The 15,027-nt window shown below is 39.0% G+C and carries 15 protein-coding genes; 3 read left to right on the forward strand and 12 right to left on the reverse strand.

Annotation, left to right across the window (positions count from 1 at the left end; genetic code table 11):
- Positions 1–213 precede the first annotated feature (213 nt).
- Entirely contained in the window at positions 214–468 is a 255-nt protein-coding gene (locus RHO12_06175) for a YfhL family 4Fe-4S dicluster ferredoxin (protein ID WVD67358.1), read from the forward strand.
- Here RHO12_06175 and ispH read toward each other — a convergent pair.
- The 5 genes from ispH to folE form a co-directional block, all read right to left on the reverse strand.
- Complete coding sequence (ispH, locus tag RHO12_06180; GenBank protein WVD67359.1) at positions 465–1,412, reverse strand: 4-hydroxy-3-methylbut-2-enyl diphosphate reductase; 948 nt, start codon at positions 1,410–1,412, stop codon at positions 465–467. The two genes, RHO12_06175 and ispH, sit on opposite strands and share 4 nt — an antisense overlap.
- Complete coding sequence (lspA, locus tag RHO12_06185; GenBank protein ID WVD67360.1) at positions 1,409–1,894, reverse strand: signal peptidase II; 486 nt, start codon at positions 1,892–1,894, stop codon at positions 1,409–1,411. Before lspA ends, ispH begins: the two co-directional genes overlap by 4 nt.
- A 71-nt stretch (positions 1,895–1,965) precedes the next feature.
- Entirely contained in the window at positions 1,966–4,773 is a 2,808-nt protein-coding gene (gene ileS / locus RHO12_06190; protein WVD67361.1) for an isoleucine--tRNA ligase, read from the reverse strand.
- Positions 4,774–4,851: 78 nt separating this feature from the next.
- Positions 4,852–5,820 (reverse strand): bifunctional riboflavin kinase/FAD synthetase, encoded by a 969-nt coding sequence (gene ribF / locus RHO12_06195; protein WVD67362.1) that lies wholly within the window; start codon positions 5,818–5,820, stop codon positions 4,852–4,854.
- Positions 5,821–5,915: 95 nt separating this feature from the next.
- Positions 5,916–6,575, reverse strand: coding sequence for a GTP cyclohydrolase I FolE (gene folE / locus RHO12_06200; protein WVD67363.1), 660 nt, complete (start codon positions 6,573–6,575; stop codon positions 5,916–5,918).
- A gap of 160 nt (positions 6,576–6,735) precedes the next feature.
- Here folE and mog point away from each other — a divergent pair, with 160 nt between their 5' ends.
- Together mog and argR are read left to right on the forward strand one after the other, a co-directional pair.
- Complete coding sequence (mog, locus tag RHO12_06205) at positions 6,736–7,308, forward strand: molybdopterin adenylyltransferase (GenBank protein WVD67364.1); 573 nt, start codon at positions 6,736–6,738, stop codon at positions 7,306–7,308.
- Between the two features lie 140 nt (positions 7,309–7,448).
- Entirely contained in the window at positions 7,449–7,919 is a 471-nt protein-coding gene (gene argR / locus RHO12_06210; protein ID WVD67365.1) for a transcriptional regulator ArgR, read from the forward strand.
- Between the two features lie 15 nt (positions 7,920–7,934).
- Here argR and nudC read toward each other — a convergent pair whose 3' ends face one another.
- The 7 genes from nudC to aas all read right to left on the reverse strand — a co-directional run bounded on the left by nudC (position 7,935) and on the right by aas (position 14,814).
- Positions 7,935–8,729, reverse strand: a complete 795-nt coding sequence (gene nudC, locus RHO12_06215) for an NAD(+) diphosphatase (GenBank protein ID WVD67366.1) — start codon at positions 8,727–8,729, stop codon at positions 7,935–7,937.
- A gap of 54 nt (positions 8,730–8,783) precedes the next feature.
- Positions 8,784–10,406, reverse strand: coding sequence for a membrane protein insertase YidC (gene yidC / locus RHO12_06220; GenBank protein ID WVD67367.1), 1,623 nt, complete (start codon positions 10,404–10,406; stop codon positions 8,784–8,786).
- Between the two features lie 11 nt (positions 10,407–10,417).
- Positions 10,418–10,666 carry a membrane protein insertion efficiency factor YidD gene (gene yidD, locus RHO12_06225; protein WVD67382.1) on the reverse strand — a complete coding sequence of 83 codons (249 nt, stop codon included), beginning with the start codon at positions 10,664–10,666 and terminating at the stop codon, positions 10,418–10,420.
- 11 nt (positions 10,667–10,677) lie between these two features.
- The gene (gene rnpA / locus RHO12_06230) at positions 10,678–11,007 is read right to left on the reverse strand and encodes a ribonuclease P protein component (GenBank protein ID WVD67368.1); all 330 of its coding nucleotides are present in this window, start codon (positions 11,005–11,007) and stop codon (positions 10,678–10,680) included.
- 48 nt (positions 11,008–11,055) lie between these two features.
- Positions 11,056–11,196, reverse strand: a complete 141-nt coding sequence (rpmH, locus tag RHO12_06235) for a 50S ribosomal protein L34 (GenBank protein ID WVD67369.1) — start codon at positions 11,194–11,196, stop codon at positions 11,056–11,058.
- Between the two features lie 221 nt (positions 11,197–11,417).
- Positions 11,418–12,611 (reverse strand): lysophospholipid transporter LplT, encoded by a 1,194-nt coding sequence (gene lplT, locus RHO12_06240; protein ID WVD67370.1) that lies wholly within the window; start codon positions 12,609–12,611, stop codon positions 11,418–11,420.
- 58 nt (positions 12,612–12,669) lie between these two features.
- Entirely contained in the window at positions 12,670–14,814 is a 2,145-nt protein-coding gene (gene aas / locus RHO12_06245) for a bifunctional acyl-ACP--phospholipid O-acyltransferase/long-chain-fatty-acid--ACP ligase (GenBank protein WVD67371.1), read from the reverse strand.
- Positions 14,815–15,027: the final 213 nt, after the last annotated feature.

A 15,027-nucleotide genomic window follows, 5' to 3' on the forward strand; every position in this document is an offset into this window, starting at 1 on the left:
CATACAAATGGCACTCAGTATATTCATTTAGCTATAATTAAATTTTATTGCACTAATTGGCAAACTCAATTAAGAGAGAAGAATAATCTAGACCGCTCAAAAGGCAACTCATTCGCCTTAAGTTGGCAATTCAATGGCCCTGCATCGGGCATCAAATTCGTTGAACTTAAATAAGAACAACGTATAATGCTGAAGAATTTTTGAGGAATCGTCATGGCGTTAAAAATAACATCTAAATGTATTAATTGTGATATGTGTGAACCTGAATGCCCTAATGATGCAATATCAATGGGGTTTGATACCTATCAGATAGATCCTGCTAAGTGTACAGAGTGTGTAGGATACTATGACCATTCAACTTGCCAGCGTGTTTGCCCTATTCAAAATGCAATTATTGCCGATCCTGACTATGATGAAACACCCGAACAGCTAATGGCCAAATTTAATAGCATAAAGTTGCAGCGTTAGTCCTGCTTAATATCTATCCTCAGCGCTTTAGGAATTTCAAAAATGATATCCTCTAAAATTCCCTCCATTTCAATAAGTGAATGGTAGCCAAGGTTTGTAAGGTAATTAACAACTTCATTGACTAAGACTTCTGGCGCCGATGCACCGGCTGTTACACCAATCGTTTTAGCATTTTCAAGCCAACTAAATTGAATATCTGAGCTAAAATCGATCAAATAAGCAGGCTTCCCTTCTCGGTGGACAAGCTCGGCTAAACGATTAGAATTAGACGAATTTTTCGAACCGACAACCAGAATAACATCCGATTGATTTGCTAGGCTACGAACGGCTTGTTGCCGATTGGTGGTCGCATAACAGATATCATTTTTACGTGGTCCGCGAATATGAGGGAAACGTTGATATAACGCCTCAATCACTTCAGCAGTATCATCAACAGAAAGTGTTGTTTGTGTGGTAAAACAGAGAAAATTTTCATTTTTCACCTGCAAATTAGCAACATCATTCGTTGATTCAATAAGATAGATCCCACCTAAAGGATTACTATATTGCCCCATCGTCCCTTCTACTTCTATATGCCCAGCATGACCAATTAAGATAACTTCCTCGCTACGGTTACTCGCTCTAGCAACTTCCATGTGTACTTTGGTCACTAATGGACATGTTGCATCAAACACCTTTAAACCACGCTCTTTCGCTTGGTTTCTGATCGCTTTAGAAACGCCATGAGCTGAAAAAATCAATGTTGCACCATCTGGAACATCATTAAGATCTTCAATGAAAATAGCACCCATCTCCTTTAAACGATTAACCACATAACGGTTATGTACGACTTCGTGACGAACATAAATTGGTCCATCGAATAATTCAATGGCACGTTCAACAATACTAATAGCTCTATCAACACCTGCACAAAAACCGCGAGGATTAGCTAAAATAATTTTCATTTTTGGGGCTCTTTTTTAGCTTTATAGCTAGCAAAAATAAAAAATGCAACACCGACGCAAATTGCACAATCAGCAAGATTAAACGTTGGATAATGCCATGAACCAAAATTAACATCTAAAAAATCGATCACAAAACCATGGTAAATACGATCAAACAAATTGCCTAATGCACCACCAAGAACAAGCGCTAGTGAAAAGCTTTCTAATTTCTTACTGTGGCCATTTTTATATAGCATATAAATAATGAGTAAACTAATAACTATCGCGATCAATACCAATAACAGCCGTTGCCCTTCAAGAATACTAAATGCAGCGCCGATATTACGATAATAGCTGATGGAAAAAAAGCTTGACCATCGAATGGATTCGCCATAATAAAAAGTATGGTGAATAAAAAATTTACTGCCTAAATCAGCAGTGAGCACTAGCGCAGTTAAAATTAACCAGATTAGTCCCTTAGTATTTGCAAAACATAGCTTCATATTCGTTCACTCTTTTAAATAGCAAAGGCAAGATATTAACCTTGCCCTTACGTTTATACGCTAAAATATTTTTAGGCAAACCGACGCACTTCACCATTACCATGAATATTACTATCGCAGCGTTTACATAAATGTGTTGTTGGTTGATTATCAACCGTATAGTGCCAGCAGCGAGGACATTTATCACCTTGAGCTTTATTTAACTCAATTTTTAGTCCTGCAAGTTCGGTTGTAACAGCATGATTGGTCGCGTCAGCTAATGGTTTGACGATGGCTTGCGAAGTCAATAATACAAACCGCAGCTCGTTTTCCAATGATGAGAGCGCATTCAAGACTGTTTGGTCTGCATATAGGGTTACTGATGCTTCTAAGGCACCACCAATCACTTTATCATTACGACCTTGCTCTAAGACTTTATTGACCTCATCGCGAATTTGTAAAATATGTTGCCAATATTGGCTATTCATTTTTTCACTATCTGCTAATGCAAATAACGCTTGATACCACTGATCGGCAAACACAAATTCAGGCTTATTCTCTATTGGCAGATACTGCCAAATTTCATCTGCGGTAAATGATAGTACTGGGGCAATCCAGCGTACCATTGCTTGCACGATATGATATAGCGCTGTTTGGCAGCTGTGACGAGCAACACTATCACTTTTGGCGGTATATTGACGATCTTTGATAATATCTAAATAAAATGATCCCATCTCGATTGAGCAGAACTGCATAATGCGCTGCACAACTTTATGAAAATCATAATTATTATAAGCCTCAATAATCTCCGCTTGTGCTTCTTGCGCCATACTGACCGCCCAGCGATCTAAAATCACCATATTCTCAGGCTTAACCAAATCTGTTTTAGGGTTAAAACCGGTTAAGTTGGCTAATAGGAATCTTGCTGTATTACGAATACGGCGGTAACTATCGGCTGAACGTTTAAGAATCTCATCAGAGTAAGCTATTTCGCCAGAGTAATCCGTCGATGCGATCCATAGCCTTAAAATATCTGCACCTAATTTATCCATCACTTCTTGCGGCGTGACAATATTACCCAGTGATTTAGACATTTTTCGTCCTTGCCCATCAACGGTAAAGCCGTGAGTTAAGACTTGATTATAAGGCGCTTTATTATCGATCGCCGTCGATAGCATTAATGAAGACATAAACCAACCACGATGCTGATCTGAGCCTTCTAAATACAAATCAGGTGCATTACCGTTAAATTCTGGCCGCACGCTAACGACTGAATAAAAAGTCGATCCTGAGTCAAACCAAACATCTAATGTATCGGGAATTTTACGATAATCATCAGCATCGGGACCTAATAAATCGTTAATATCCGCATCCCACCACGCTTGAATACCGCCTTTTTCAACTAATTTTGCAACTTTTTCAATAAGATCCAATGTGTCAGGATGAAGCTCATCTGTCACTTTGTTAACAAACAGTGTCATCGGCACACCCCAAGTACGCTGACGGGAGATACACCAATCAGGGCGGTTAGCGACCATTGACTCGATACGTGCTTGACCCCAATCGGGGATCCAGCGAACTTGTTTAATTTCGCCCAGCGACTGTTGACGTAAACCTTGCTTATCCATACTAATAAACCACTGCGGTGTCGCGCGGTAAATCACTGGTGTTTTGTGCCGCCAGCAACAAGGATAACTATGTTGGATAGTTTCAAAATGCAGTAATGCACCTTTTTCAGCTAGCATTTCAACTATGATTTTATTGGCTTTAAAAACAAACAGACCATCAAGCCCAGCCCCAGTATCGGGTAAATAACACCCATTACCACCCACTGGATTTGCAACTTCAAGCCCATACTTTTGCCCAGTAACAAAGTCTTCCACGCCGTGACCAGGAGCTGTATGCACCGCACCAGTACCCGCATCAACCGTAACATGCTCACCAAGTACTATCGGCTCATCAAAATCTAAAAATGGGTGTTTAAAACGTAGTAACTCAAGAGCATCGCCTTTACAACTCGCTAAAACGGTCCAATCGGTAATGGCAGCTCGAGCCATCACTGATTCGACCAATTCTGTGGCTAAAATTAAACACTCTTGACCATTAATCTGCACTAATTGATACTCAACGTCGGCATTTAATGCAATCCCTCGGCTAGCGGGTAAGGTCCAAGGTGTGGTCGTCCAAATAACAGCATAAATAGGTAAGTCAGTTTTAACAGCAAATTTAGCCGCAACTGCTGCGTTGTCGATAGCTTTAAATTTGACATCAACAGCAGGGGAAGATTTGTCATAATATTCAACTTCAGCTTCAGCAAGCGATGACATACAATCAGTACACCAGTAAACAGGCTTCGCTCCTTTCACTACATGACCATTTTTAATCACTTTACCTAAAGCTCGAATAATATTCGCTTCCGTATCATAGTTCATTGTCAGGTAAGGATTATCCCAGTCACCAATCACTCCCATTCGGATAAACTCAGCTTTTTGAATCGCCACTTGCGATGCTGCATAATCACGGCAAATTTGGCGAAATTCAGCTGGCGAAATTTTTTCACCGGGTTTGCCAACTTGCTCTTCAACTTTTTGTTCAATAGGTAAACCATGGCAATCCCAACCAGGAATATAAGGTGAATCATAATCCATCAATGTTTTTGATTTAATAATAATATCTTTAATAATTTTATTAACGGCATGACCGATATGAAGTTTACCATTTGCATATGGAGGACCATCGTGCAAAATAAAACTTTTTTTGCCTTTTTTAGCTTCACGAATATGGTGATAAAGACCTTTATCATACCAATTTTGCAACATTGCAGGTTCGCGTTTAGCTAAATCACCACGCATAGGAAAACCCGTTTCAGGGAGATTTAATGTGTCTTTATAATCTGTCATGCTATTTATTCCGCTTTTATATGACCTAGTTAATAAATTAATATAATTTGTTTTCAACTAAACTGGAGCTAACCGAATTTAACCAATCCCGCTACCATGAGTTTTTTTAATATTGGCAGATTTTGCCCTAATCTTCTGTGCGATGCAAATATCTTGCTTGATTTGAGTCTGTAATGCAGACAAAGAAGCAAATTTAACTTCATCACGAATCTTTTCAATAAATTCAACGTCTAAATATTGACCATAAATATTTTGATTAAAATCGAAAATATTTACCTCTAAACTGGCGGTTTTACCGTTTACTGTTGGCCGAATACCAATATTAGCAATCCCGTAGTATTCTTGATTTAAGTCGATATGTTTCACTTTAACAAAATAAACGCCGTGCAATGCTGGTTTTTTACGTTGCAAATGAATGTTTGCGGTAGGAAAACCTAATTGCCTCGCTAATTGATTACCATGGACAACACGCCCTTGGATAGTATAAGCTCGCCCCAATAACATTTTTGCTTGCTCAAAATCATCATTTAATAATGCACACCGAATTGCCGTACTACTCACCCGCTGTTCTTTGACTACATAACTCGATAAATGCTCTAGTGCAAAGTAACCCTTGTCGGCATATTGTTGAAGTAGTGCAGTATCGCCTTGCCTTTTCGCGCCAAATTTAAAGTCATCCCCAACAATAATGTATTGAGCCATCAGTTGTGCAATTAGACCTGTTTCAATAAATGTCTCTGCGCTCATATTTGCAAAGGTTTGATTGAACGTTACCGCTAAAACATAGTCAACGCCCAATGACCGAATAAAGAGACATTTTTCTTTAAAAGACATTAATCGAGATGGCGCACTGTCAGGATTAAAAAACTCTAATGGTTGCGGTTCAAATAACATTACAACAGTCGGCAATTGCTTAGCCTCACCAGCTTGTTTTAAACGTGTGATTAACGCTTGGTGACCTAAATGAATGCCATCAAAATTACCCATCGTTATGACGCAGCGATTTAAACGTTGATATAGATTATTGAATCCGAGAATGATTTCCATTAATTCACGCTTTTAAAAATAGATTATTAAAATAATTGCATAGCATTAAGAATGACCGACTATTATATCAAAAGCCATGACTAAACGATAGTTAATCAATCGTGTTTTGACGCCCTTAAAAATTCTTCTCTCGTACTTGGTTTTGTTTTGAATCCGCCACCTAAAGCGGTGGTGGTTGTAACACTATTTGCATCTTTTACGCCGCGCGCTTTAACACAGTAATGAACGGCATCAATCGATACCGCAACATTCACCGTGCCTAATAAGGTTTGCAATGCGACTAAAATTTGCTGAGTCAATCTTTCTTGTACTTGAGGGCGCTGTGAAAAAAACTCGACAATACGGTTAATTTTTGACAAGCCAATAACCGATGCTTTAGGAATATAAGAGACAGTTGCTTTACCGTCGATAGTCACAAAATGGTGCTCACAAACACTCGTCAATGTGATGTCGCGAACCGTTATCATCTCATCAACCTGCATTTTATTTTCTATCATCGTAATTTTAGGAAAATTATGATAATCAAGCCCAGAAAAAATTTCATTAACATACATTTTCGCAACACGGTGAGGCGTTTCAGCTAAGCTATCATCAGATAAATCAAGCTCCATCAGCTGCATGATTTCACGAAAGTGCAATTCAATTTTTGCTTTGCGCTCAGCATTGTCCATTGTTATGCGACAAAGTGGAGTTTCAAGATTTTTTGCTGCTAATGCAGCTTTGACCTTTTGCGCTTCAATGCTTAATTCATTCATGATAAGACCCTGTATCTAATGTTATTTTGCTATTATATACTAATAATTATGAAATAAATAAATAGTACTTTTTATCATATAACTTAATTACCAATAATAGCGTCATTATTATTGTTACTGCTATAATGCGAGCAACAATATTATGAGCAAGGATTATAACGTGTTAAAAATAGGTTTGGTTTCAGTGTCTGATAGGGCATCATCGGGAATTTATCAAGATCAAGGTATTCCTGAACTTACTCGCTGGCTGCAACAAGCCATTAACGGTGATTTTATCATCGAAACCAGACTCATTCCCGATGAACAAACAATCGTAGAAAAAGCACTGATAGCGCTAGTTGATGAACATGCTTGCCATTTAATTTTGACAACTGGCGGTACCGGCCCGGCTAAACGCGATATCACACCAGATGCAACAATCGCTATTGCTGATAGAATCATGCCGGGATTTGGTGAACAAATGCGTCAAATAAGCCTTCATTTTGTGCCTACCGCAATTTTGTCGCGGCAAATTGGTGCCATCCGTAAACAAAGTTTAATCCTCAATTTACCTGGTCAACCAAAAGCCATTAAAGAGACATTAGAAGGCGTAAAAAGTAGTGACGGTAAGGTATTAGTTACCGGTATTTTTGCCAGTGTTCCTTATTGTATCCAGCTACTTGAAGGGCCTTATATTGAAACTAATGAGGCTATCATTAAGGCATTTCGACCGAAAAGTGCCATAAAAGAATAGCTCAACTTGCAATGAAAACAAGCATGCCTAAAAATATTATTTTAAATAAAATCACATACATTGCTATTTATTGATTTGATTTTATGCAAAGTTATTGCATAATTATCTAGCTGTTATGTAAATAAAGATAGGATAGACGGATGACAACACGCAACACACCTGCTGATTTGGTTAAAGTTTTTAAAGATATGCTCAGACAGGAAAAATTTAGTTCGCAACTCGAAATAGTACAAGCGCTACAAGAACATGGCTTTGAAAACGTAAATCAATCTAAAGTATCGCGTATGTTAACTAAGTTTGGCGCAGTCAGAACGCGTAATGTTAAAATGGAAATGGTTTACTGTTTGCCAGCTGAAATGAGTGTACCAACAACCTCAAGCCCACTAAAAAACCTCGTACTTGATATCGATTATAATCAATCAATGGTCGTTATTCGCACCAGTCCAGGTGCGGCACAACTTATTGCGAGGCTACTCGATTCAATAGGTAAAGCTGAGGGGATCTTAGGCTCAATTGCAGGAGACGATACTATTTTTAGTACACCGTCCAATGGCTTTACGGTTAAAAAACTCTACCACACTATTTTAGCCCTATTTGAGCAAGAACTGTGATCTTGCTCAGTACGGTCACTCCCCGTATTCATCGTATTCGCGACATAAAATAATGGTATCTTCAATCAAGCGCCTAGCAACGGTGCCATATTCAGGAATTTTCGGCAATTGGTTATAATGATACCAATGTGCTTCAACGAGCTCACTAGGATCGATATTAATATCTCCTTCATGATAATCCGCTAAATAAGCCATCATCATTGAGTTAGGAAATGGCCACGGTTGTGAAGTCACATAGCGAATATTTTTTATTTTTATTTTCGACTCCTCATAAACTTCGCGACTAACCGCTTGCTCCATGGTTTCACCAACCTCAACAAAGCCAGCTAAAACAGTATAAAGATTATCGCTGCGATGCCGAGTATGCTTGGCGAGTAAAATCTGATTTTTATTGCGAATAGCAACAATAATAGAGGGTGATATTTGTGGGTAATAGCGTTGATGACAGCTGGCGCATAAGTAGCACCATTCAGTCGTGCTGTGATGCATTGTATGGCCACAATAACCGCAATATTTATGTGAGCGATAAAATTCAGCTAATTGTACTGCTCGCCCAGCCATTAAAAATAGTGATTGATCCGTACTGCCCAGTAAAGGACGAATAGATCCCATACTGTATTTCATTTCTTTGCACACCAACCATGCCGTTTGCCCTTGCCACTGACCGATAACTTGTGCCGCGCTACCGGTAAAATTAAAATCTTGTGCTAAACCGCAAGGTATTTCTCCCTTCGGTAACCATAAGCGACCATTTTGGCTAACAAACCAGTAACCTTGTTCATTTCCCGTCAAAATAATTTGTTGCTGCATATTATTTTACCTATAAATAATTAAGGCAGAGTATTATCTGCCTTAAATCGTAAATTATTTTTTCTTCTTCTCATGAAGCCCTTTCTTTTCAAGCTCCCAGTAGATAATACGTTGTTGTACAATCGTAAATAAGTTACTGACGATATAGTATAATACAAGACCAGAAGGGAACCAGAGGAAGAATACTGTAAAAATTAATGGCATAAAGGTCATTAATTTTTGCTGCATTGGATCGCTCACTGGCGTTGGCGACATTTTTTGAATTAAGAACATTGTCCCACCCATAAGTAATGGGAAAATATAATATGGATCTGGCGCAGAAAGATCTTGGATCCACAGCATAAATGGAGCCTGGCGAAGTTCAACCGAGCTACCTAGCATATAAAACAATGCCAGGAAGATTGGCATCTGAATCACTAACGGTAAGCAACCACCTAATGGATTGACTTTCTCTTGTTTATACAGAGCCATTGTCTCCTGACTCATTTTTTTACGGTCATCACCATAACGTTCTTTTAACCCTTGCAACCTAGGTTGCAATAGTTTCATTTTTGCCATTGAACGGTACTGTGCACGTGTTAATGGGAATAAAATACCACGCACAATAAACGTAATGATGATAATGGCAACGCCCCAGTTACCAACAAAACTTTGGATAAAGGTTAACAGGTGAAATAGAGGCTGAGATAAGAACCATAACCAACCGTAATCAACAATCAAGTCTAAATGTGCCGCAGTTGCTTGTAATTCACTCTGAATTTCAGGACCTAACCATAACTTAGCGGTAATCGTTTGATTTTTGCCACTATCAATAACGGATTCTTGGCCTTTAAAACCAATCGTTGCTTGAGTATTTTTCGACGTTGAGCGAGTATATAACAAATTATCTTCATCTTGCGTCGGAACCCATGCCGAGGCAAAATAATGTTGTAACATCGCTACCCAACCAGTTTGGGAATTAACCGATAAGTTTTTATCCTCAATATCGCCGAAACTATATTTACTATAATTAGTTTTGGAACTTGAATATGCCGCACCACGAAACGAGCTTAAACCGACTCCACCGCCACCTTCTTGAGGCATATCGCTAGGTAATTCAACCGTTTGTTTCAATTGACCATACATGGCGACTTCAATAGGTTGGCTACTTTGGTTATTGATCTCGTAGCTAACATCCATTGCATACTTGCCGCGTTTGAGCAGATAAACTTTAGTATAAGTAACGCCATCTTTTTGATAAGTAAGCGGTACACGCAACTCATCTTGTCCATCAGCTAAAACGAATTCATTTTGTGCTACCTGATAAATCGGTCTGCCACCTTGCTTAGCATTATCAGGGCCGTTTCTACCAGTAAGTCCACTTTCAGCAACATAGATGAAATCTGGTCGTGCCATTAATAACTGAAATGGAGAATTAGATCCGAGAGTTTGATCATACTTTAGTAACTGTGCAGCTAATACATCACCGCCGTAAGTATTGATCGTTAAGGATAATACATCCGTCTTCACAGTAATAGATTGCCCAGTTGCACTCACTGCGGAATCGTCCGTGATCATTTGTTCTGTCAATTGATTTGCTTTTACTGGTTTTGGCGCATGATCTTTTTGCCATGCCTGCCAAATTAAAAAAGAGACAAAAAGTAAAGCAATAATTAAAATATTACGTTGAGATGCCATTCGTGTTTTCTCTATTGTTTTTTATCTTTCTGAGGCGGGACCGGATCGTCACCCCCTTCATGTAAAGGATGACATTTTAATACACGTTTGAGTGTTAGCCAACTACCTTTTATCAATCCGAAGCGGTTTAATGCAATAATTGCGTATTGAGAGCAGGTTGGTGAAAAACGGCAATTAGGTCCAAGTAGAGGACTAATAAAGCGCTGGTAGCCCCTAATTAACAAAATAAAACTGTTTGCACCTAACGATTTAAATGCGATTAAATATAGTTTTAGCTTTTGTTTTGTTGTATTAAAAGGAGGCGTTGCCATACCTTGTCAAATACCTGCCTTAACGCTACGTTATCAAGTTCAATAACGGCAGCTTTTGCCATAACAATCACATCTATTGCAGGTAATTCATGTTGCGCTAAACGAAAATATTCCCGCATCAACCGTTTTATACGATTACGTTCATGTGCCCGTTTGACTTGTTTTTTAGCAATGGCAAATCCAAGACGAGGATGATCTAATGAATTATTTCTGGCAACGAGAGTAATGTAAGGTGAACCTACCCTAATAGACTGGTTAAAAACGTGGTTAAAGTCGTTGGGAGTTAACAAACGTAACTCCCGAATAAAGCTGAGCCGATTAATCACTCAACTTAAATATTAGCTAGATACAGTTAAACGAGCGCGGCCTTTAGCACGACGACGAGCTAATACTTGACGACCATTTTTTGTAGCCATACGAGCACGAAATCCGTGAGTACGATTACGCTTTAAAACTGATGGTTGAAATGTACGTTTCATGACGATTTATACCTAAATCAAATAATTAACAATTAGCAGAGTAAAACTCTACTTTGACGATAAAGAGGTCGAGATTATAGAGGCAATTAGCGCGATAGTCAACGAACTTTCTTGTCTTTTTAATCTCAACTAAAGATTAACTTAATAATTTAACAACATAGCAATGTTATATCGTTAAACCATTACGGTACCAACCTAAAATACCTCTGATTCGCCTCGTTTTATGACGGCATAGTCTTATTTTTATTTGCACATAGCCATAGCGCAGTAATCGCTAGCGAAAATACTATACCAAAGCTCACCCCAATCCAAATTGTCGGTATGGCTAATGCAACGACTACAGAATACAAACCAAGCATGATCATCATCCCGCTATACTCTCCACAGTTTTGTACCGCAATCGCGCTGCCAGCACCGATAGTTTGTTTGCCTATAGTTTGTAATAAAGCATTAAGAGGAACTAAAAAGTAGCCACCAAGCATACCAATAACGACCAGTAATAAGTATGAAATAGCCATATTATTTTGCACCGAAAAGCAAATTACGGTAATTCCCATCAATATGCCTGCGGGAATACAGCGCATACTGCGCTTCATGCTAACAAATTTTGCTGCCAAGCCCGCACCAATAACAATACCGACCGCGACAACCGCATTTAAAATAGTCGGTGTTTTATTATCACTAATGCCGAGTGCGATGGGGACCCAATCAATTAGCAAAAAGCGCAACGTAATACCTGCCCCCCAAAAAAGGCTCGTGCCAATCAATGTGATCCTAGCTTGCTTATGGCTTAATAAAATATTAGCTGACTGAATAAAGCTTTTAATCATCAAGAGAATATTCCAACTCACACTCATTTTAGCCGGTGCTAGCTTGGGGATAAATAAGTTTGCACCCATTGCAATAGCAAACACCATCACACACGCAATAATGGATATTGACACATCGAAATCGGCAATATATCCGCCTGCAACGCTACCAAGTAAAATAGCGGCGATAGTCGAGCCTTCGATTAAGCCATTGGCTTTGACCAAATTATCGCCGCTGGTTAATTCACCTAAAATGCCATATTTAGCAGGTGAATAACACGCCGCACCAATCCCTACTAGCACATAACCCAAAAACGGATTAATACCGATACAAATTATTAATGCGCCAAATAATTTGATTGCATTAGCGCACAACATTACCCGCCCTTTAGAAAACCGATCGGCGATTTGCCCCACAAAAGGCGCCGAAACGATAAAAGCAACAACAAAGACTATCTGTAAAACAGGTTTACTCCACTGGGGATAATCCAAGGTTTTAATTAGTGCAAGTATTGCAAAAAGTAATGCATTATCGGCAAAAGCAGAAAAAAACTGGGCAAACATTGTTGCCAGCATTCCTTTGCTTAATAACGTTTGATTATTCATAACCGCTCCCATTTAATCAGCACACTAATCTAGTGCGATAATTAAAATTACAATATGTTTAGCTTTGTTCTGCCATTTTACGCAGCGTGATAAAATCAACTTTACCGGTACCGAGCAAAGGGAGCTGTTTAACGACGCGAATATCACGAGGAACCGCGAGTGCGGGAATACCCTGTAACTGCGCTGCTTGGCTTAGTTTTTCCCGATTAAGATGCGCTGAAGTACTAAATAAAACTATCGCCTCGCCTTTTGCGCTATCGGTTTTAATTGATGCACCGTGCATTGCCTCGCTATCAACCATTTTAGCTAATGCTTCAACGCTTTCTAATGACACCATTTCACCTGCAATTTTAGCAAATCGTTTTAATCGTCCTTTGATAGTAATAAAGCCATCACTATCGATATCAACAATATCGCCGGTATCATACCAACCTTTTTCAAGATGACCGTTACTATCTGTAGCACTTGGCGTCACTAATTGTCCGGGTTTATCGGCCAATAAATATCCTTTCATCACATTGGGGCCTTGCAGTTGTAATCTACCGCCCTGCTCAATTCCTGACACGGGAATTAATCTCGTTACCATGCCTGGGAGGGCTCGGCCAACCGTGCCAGCTTTATAGGCCATCGGCACATTTAAAGAAACCACTGGCGCGCATTCTGTAACGCCATAGCCTTCAAGAAGGCGAATACCAAATTTGGTTTTCCACACTTCACGGATACTTTCTGCCAGTTTTTCTGCACCAGCAACAACATAACGCAAACGCATAAAATCATACGGATGAGCATAACGGGCATAATTAGCTAAGAACGTAGGTGTACCAAATAATACGGTACAGTTTTGGTCATAGATAATTTCTGGCACCATTTTATAGTGCAATGGATTAGGGTATAAAAATACTTTACTGCCAGAAAAAAGCGGTAATAACAGTCCAGCAGTTAATCCAAAAGCGTGGAATAGTGGTAATGCCGACATGAAGCGATCACTCGGCATCGGATCAATGATGCTACGTATCTGTTCAACATTGGCTAACAAACTCGCATGCGAATGAACTACCCCCTTTGGCGCGCCCTCGGATCCTGATGTGAAAAGCACAAGCGCTTCATCATTATAATGGTGACTATGCTTAAGTAAGCGAGGCATAAATTGATGGATGAGTACCCAAATTTTATTACCCAGCGTTAAAGACGCTTTTTGATCTTCCAAAAAACACCATTTAACGCCATTAATTTCATCAAGCAAGTGGTCTAACTTACCTTTGGTTAGGAATTTTTTTGAAGTAATAATTGTTTTTATTTCCGCCGCTTTTACTGCGCAATTTAGGCCATGTTCACCCGCTGTATAATTAAGCATTGCCGGTATTCGATGTTTTAACGATAACGCAAAAATGGTAGCAACACTGATGACGGCATTTGGCAGCAGAACCCCTACCCGCTCTTGGCGACTGGTTAGCTTTTCAATAATACAACTAACAGCTAAAATCTGTTTTAATAGTTGCCGATAAGATAAATGCTTACTGGTCGGATCTTGTGCAATAGAGGATTTGGCGCCATACCTAACTTGCGATTCGAGTAAGGCATCAAACAGCGTTTGCTTCGGGCGGCTTTCCATTCTCGCTTCCATCATTATTTGATGGAGTTTTTCACCTGCAATATAGCGGCGCTCGCTTGCTTTTGCGGCTATTGGCATAGCAATATGTTTAGGTTCGAGAACATGGATCGTAATGCTGGGGAATAAGCGCCGTCTAAATACTCCCTTCAATCGGCTAGTCATGGTAAACTCTGCGCCTTCAATCCAAACAGGTACAATTGTGGCATTTGATTTTGCTGCAACAAATGCCGCGCCATCATAAATTTTCATTAAAGAACCTGTGATAGTAATACGGCCTTCAGGGAAAATAACAACTGGGCGCCCTTTTTCAATTTGCCTAACAAGGCGCTTAATCGCCATAGGATTAGTTGGATCCATTGGTACAAAATCGGCATAGCGCTTAGCTAACTTAACTAACCAATGGTCAATATAGCCAGAATAGATAGCAAATACTGGCCGAATGGGTAAAAACACCCCTAATAAAACGCCATCAAGGAAAGAAACATGATTTGAGGTAATAATTAATCTATCATGATTAAAATTGTTGATATTACCGGTGATACGAACATGGAATAAAACTTTTAGAATAATTTTTATAATCTTAAAGACCATGATAATTTCTCTGCAACGTGCAACATTACACATCGCAAATAATAAAGATAAATAATCAGCAAGCAAGAGGTTATGCTTATTATTTATAAGTAAAATAACGTTAATAGGATAAAAACATAAACAATAAAAAAATAATTTATTGATTTATTATCATATTTTTATTTTTTAAGAGTTTACTACGCTTTGCCCATTAATGGCCAAAATAAATACAAT

The organism is Orbaceae bacterium lpD02, from assembly GCA_036251875.1.
GTDB classification, from domain to species: domain Bacteria; phylum Pseudomonadota; class Gammaproteobacteria; order Enterobacterales; family Orbaceae; genus Orbus; species Orbus sturtevantii.